Source organism: Dietzia sp. SLG310A2-38A2 (assembly GCF_014145095.1).
In the GTDB taxonomy this organism is placed as follows: Bacteria; Actinomycetota; Actinomycetes; order Mycobacteriales; family Mycobacteriaceae; genus Dietzia.
The window spans coordinates 1-4,222 of the sequence record NZ_JAALDX010000402.1; the positions used below are offsets into that span (position 1 = coordinate 1).

Annotated in this window: 5 protein-coding genes; 2 read left to right on the forward strand and 3 right to left on the reverse strand. The window is 70.6% G+C overall.

Annotated elements, in window-relative coordinates:
- Positions 1-467 (forward strand): OB-fold nucleic acid binding domain-containing protein (locus G6027_RS13805; protein ID WP_241727128.1); only part of this gene is annotated, 467 nt, incomplete at its 5' end.
- A gap of 77 nt (positions 468-544) precedes the next feature.
- On the opposite strand, the gene G6027_RS13810 is transcribed toward G6027_RS13805, so the two are convergent.
- The 3 genes from G6027_RS13810 to G6027_RS13820 form a co-directional block, all read right to left on the reverse strand.
- Complete coding sequence (locus G6027_RS13810; protein ID WP_182637668.1) at positions 545-1,654, reverse strand: acyl-CoA dehydrogenase family protein; 1,110 nt, start codon at positions 1,652-1,654, stop codon at positions 545-547.
- A gap of 65 nt (positions 1,655-1,719) precedes the next feature.
- On the reverse strand, positions 1,720-2,634 hold the full coding sequence (locus tag G6027_RS13815; protein WP_182637669.1) for an NAD-dependent epimerase/dehydratase family protein: 915 nt from the start codon (positions 2,632-2,634) through the stop codon (positions 1,720-1,722).
- Positions 2,631-3,863, reverse strand: a complete 1,233-nt coding sequence (locus G6027_RS13820; protein WP_346995741.1) for a pyridoxal phosphate-dependent aminotransferase family protein — start codon at positions 3,861-3,863, stop codon at positions 2,631-2,633. The genes G6027_RS13815 and G6027_RS13820 overlap by 4 nt, the downstream gene beginning before the upstream one ends.
- A 167-nt stretch (positions 3,864-4,030) precedes the next feature.
- Here G6027_RS13820 and G6027_RS13825 point away from each other — a divergent pair.
- Positions 4,031-4,222, forward strand: a 192-nt coding sequence (locus tag G6027_RS13825; protein ID WP_182637671.1) for a hypothetical protein, incomplete at its 3' end; no start/stop codon positions are given.

Sequence of the window (4,222 nt, forward strand, 5' to 3'; positions counted from 1 at the left end):
CCGGGATGTTGCCCGGGCTGAGCCAGGTCGACGCCCCGGCGCTGCCGGGGATGAGCGTCCTGGAACTCACCTCCGCGGACCTGGCCGCCACCGGGATCAGTCCCGAGGAGTACCCGACGGTTCACGCCCGGCCGTGGCTCGACTCCCGGGGGGTGTGCACCACCGCCGGGCTCGCCCACGTCCCCGATGGCAGCCGGGTGGAGGTCGCCGGTGCGGTCACCCACCGGCAGCGGCCCGCCACCGCCGAGGGCGTGACCTTCCTCAGTCTCGAGGACGAGACGGGCATGACCAACGTCGTGTGCTCGGTGGGACTGTGGGCGCGCTACCGCCCGATCGTCTCCTCGGCCCCGGCGCTCATCGTCCGCGGCACCGTGGAGAACCGCTCGGGCGCGGTGAGCGTGGTGGCGGACAAGATCGAACGCCTCCACCTGGGCATGGCGATCGGCCGTAGCCGGGACTTCAGGTGACGACCACTCCTCCGAGAGCGGTCATCCCCGGCGATCGGTCCCTCGGTGGTCGCTCCCCGGCCCCGGCCGAGTCCGGGTCAGACGTAGCGGAAGTCCTCCCCGCGCGCCCACTGCACCAGCCTGTCGGCGGTGTCCCGGCGCGACGGCGGGTGGTAACCGAACACCTGGACGGCCTCGAAGGCGTAGGCGAGCTCCGGGTCCTGCATATAGGCGAACCCTCCGACGGCCTCGCGGACCATTGACTGCACCCTCACCAGAGCGTCACGCATCGACCACCGGACCAGCGCGAGGCGGGCCGAGACGTCGCCACCGCGGGCACCCTCGTCGAACTCGCGAGCCACGGCGTGCAGAGCGGTCCGCATGGTCTCGACCTCGGCGAGAGCCGAGGCGAACAGTTTCGGATCGAGTCGATCGCGATCGGTGAGCCGCTCGACCATACGCGTGGCCACCCCGAGATAGCAGGCGCTGATGAGCAGCCCGAACCACAGGTAGCCGGTCATCTCGTGGACATCGTCGGGATCGTTCTCGGAGGTGAGGAAGACCATGTCGGCCTCGACCCGGACGTCGTCGAGGATCAGCGCGTCGCTCTCGGCCGCCGCGAGGACGGGGCTCTTCCAGAACTCCTCCCGACGCAGCCCCTCGGCCCCGTCGAAGACCAGGACGACGGCCCGCTCGGAATCGTCCACGAGGGCGCTCGCCACCAGGAGGCTCATGGACCTCGAGAGGCTGCAGGGGGCCTTGCGGCCGGAGAGGAGGTAGTCGTCACCGTCCCGGCGGGCGGTCATGGTCGGGCGGAACACCGATCCCCCGGGGGAGCCCTCGGAGAAGCCGGAGGCCATCACGGTGCCGCCCTCGACCAGCGCCCTGATGAGGTCGCGCTCGTCCTGCGAGGCGTCCTCGGCGGCCTCGAAGAGGGTCGCGCACGACAGGTGGTGCATCGTGGTCGCGGCCGCGAGGGAGGGGGCGACCGCGCCGATGGCGGTCTGGAACCGCACCGCGTCGATCGCGCTCGCCCCTGCACCACCCAGTGCGGTCGGGACGATGAGACGGGTCCCGCCGGTGTCGGACCACTCGGCCACGGCGGTGCTCCGGGCGCCCTCGTTGGCGAGGAGTCCGTGGTCGTACAGGCGCTCACGTAGCCCGGGGGCGTAGGAGTCGAGGGTCTGGTTCTCTGAGGTGAGGAGCATGGGGTCCTTTCGGTACGTGGGGCCCTTCCGATACACGGACGGGTGGCTGCGGCATCGGGTCGGGATCAGCCGGCGAGCATCAGGCGGGCGGCCTCGGTGCAGTCGTACCGCGGCGTCCACCCGGTGGCGTCCCTGAGTCGTCGTGACGTGGTGACCGGCTCTCCGCAGGTCACCCAGTGGGAGGAGTAGGGCAGCAGGCGCATCCGGAACCCGAGGTCGGCCAGACGTCGGGCGGCGCGGAGCGGCACGGGGACGCACACCGACCGGTTGAGTCGGCACAGCTGGGAGACGCTGAGGGCGCCCTCGGGCCCGAGGTTGAACTCGCCGTCGACCCCGGCGAGGAGTACCCGCAGATAGGCGTCGACGAGGTCGTCCTGGTGCAGGAACTGGAAGAAGGACCGTCCGGGGCTCGGGTGCAGGACGACGCGCGAACGCATGGTCTCCAGTCCGGAGTTGGACATGTCGGGCCCCACCACGTAGGTCGGGCGCAGGACCGCCATCGCCATGCGGCCGTCGGACCCTCGCCGCCACCGGCGGATGTCCTCCTCCACGAGCGCCTTGTGGTGGAAGTAGTAATGCTCCTCACCGGCGCCGATCGGTGCGGTCTCGTCGATGACCTCGGGGCCACCGCGGGGGCCGTAGGCGTTGATGCTCGAGGTCATCACGCACACCCGGGCGCCGGCGGAATCGGCAGCCCAGAGGACCCGTCGCGAGCCGTCGACGTTGACGACCCGCGCCGACTCCTTGTCGCGCGGCTCCTCGACCATGAAGGCACAGTGGATCACCGCGTCCGCGCCCGCGAAGACCTCGTCGAGGTCGTCGGAGGTGATATCGATGGTCCGCTGCTCGATCTTCGGGTCCCGCACCCGCAACGGCGACCGCGCCAGGGCGACCACGTGGTCGACCTCCTCGCGCAGGATCAGACCGCGCAGGAGCGCCGTGCCGAAATCACCGGACGCCCCGGTCAGCACCACCCTCATAGAGCGGAGAGTTCCCGGGTGACGCCGAGGATGTCGGCGATCGCGTTGGCGGCCTCGACCAACTGCTCCTCCGTGTGGTCTGCCGTCACGCACAGACGGAGGATCGCACCGGTCGCAGGGACCGCCGGATGGACCGCGACACCGGTGTAGACCCCCCGCTCGAGCAGCAGGTTCCACACGTGCACCGCGCGGAGGTCGTCGCCCACGGGGACGGGCACGATGGGCGACCAGTCGTCACCGGTGAGGCCGGATGTGCACTCGATCCCCTTGGCCCCCAGCTCGGCTCGCAGCAGGATCGAGTTCCGGCGCACCGCCTCGGTGCGCGCCGCTCCCTCGTCGGTCCGCATGATCCGGATCGAGGCGAGGGAGGAGGCGGTCGCGGCGGGGACCGAGGACGTGCTGAAGATCATCGGCCGCGCCGTGACCCGGAGCCCGGTCACCAGGTCGGAGCTGCCGGTGATGAACCCACCGCAGGAGGCCGAGCACTTGGAGAACGACGCCATGGTCACGTCCACGTCGTCCACCGTCCCGGTCTCCTCGACCCAGCCCCTCCGGGTCGGACCGAACAGACCCATCGCGTGGGCCTCGTCGACCATGAGCGCGGCCCCGAACGATCGGGCGAGTTCCGCGACGCCGGACAGGGGCGCGAGGCTGCCCTCCATCGAGTAGAGAGAGTCGACGACGACGAGGATCTGCTCCGGTGATCCGCGGCGGGCCGTGATCAGGGCGTCCTCGAGTGCTCCCAGGTCGTTGTGGCGGAACGGGTGGACGGAGGTCCGCGCCATGCGCAGGCCGTCGCGGAGTGAGGCGTGGGCGAACTCGTCGATGACGACCGCGTCCCGTTCACCGACGAGGGCGCCGAGGGTGCCGAGGTTGGTCTGGTACCCGGTCGAGAAACACAGTGCGTCCTCGGTGCCGAACCAGTCCGCGATCTCCGCCTCCAGCTCCTCGTGCAGTGACATCGTCCCGTTGAGCAGGCGACTCCCGGTGCTCGCGGACCCGAATCGCCGGACCGCCTCGGTGGTGGCCTCGATGACCTCGGGGTGACGGGCCAGACCGAGGTAGTTGTTGGAGCCGAGCATGATCCGGTCCACACCCTCGACGTTGCTCGTGGCACCGGAGCTCGAGTTCATAGTCCGGTAGTAGGGGCTCTGACCGGCGTCCTGGAGGGACGAGAAGATCTGGACCCGTTCGTCGGCGGCGAGGCGTTCGATGAGGGGATGGTTCACGAGAAGTCCTTCCGATGGGCTGTCCGGGTGGTTCGGCTCCTTCTCCGGGGCGGATGGGTCGGGCGAACGAATCCTCACCGACCGCCCCTCCTCACCGTCCCGCCGCTCGTCGCCCATCCGCCTCGGGATCAGGAACGAATGAGGGGGACGACTGAATGAGGAGCCCCATGAGCCACAGAGCCGAACCCCGGACGACGCCGCGCGCTCACCGCCGACGGTCGGTCCTGGCGAGAGGCTGGCCGCTCGCCGCGGCGCTGGTCCTGGCCGTGCTGGGAGCCTTGTCCGCCGGGGGAGTGGAGGAGTCGCTGACCCCCGGGGGGTTCCGCGCCGACTCCACGCCGTCCGCCGTCGCCGAACGG

Bases quoted from the DNA above. Each gene is read 5' to 3' on its own strand.
- G6027_RS13815 (WP_182637669.1), bottom strand. From the start codon at position 2,634: ATGAGGGTGGTGCTGACCGGGGCGTCCGGTGATTTCGGCACGGCGCTC.
- G6027_RS13810 (WP_182637668.1), bottom strand. From the start codon at position 1,654: ATGCTCCTCACCTCAGAGAACCAGACCCTCGACTCCTACGCCCCCGGG.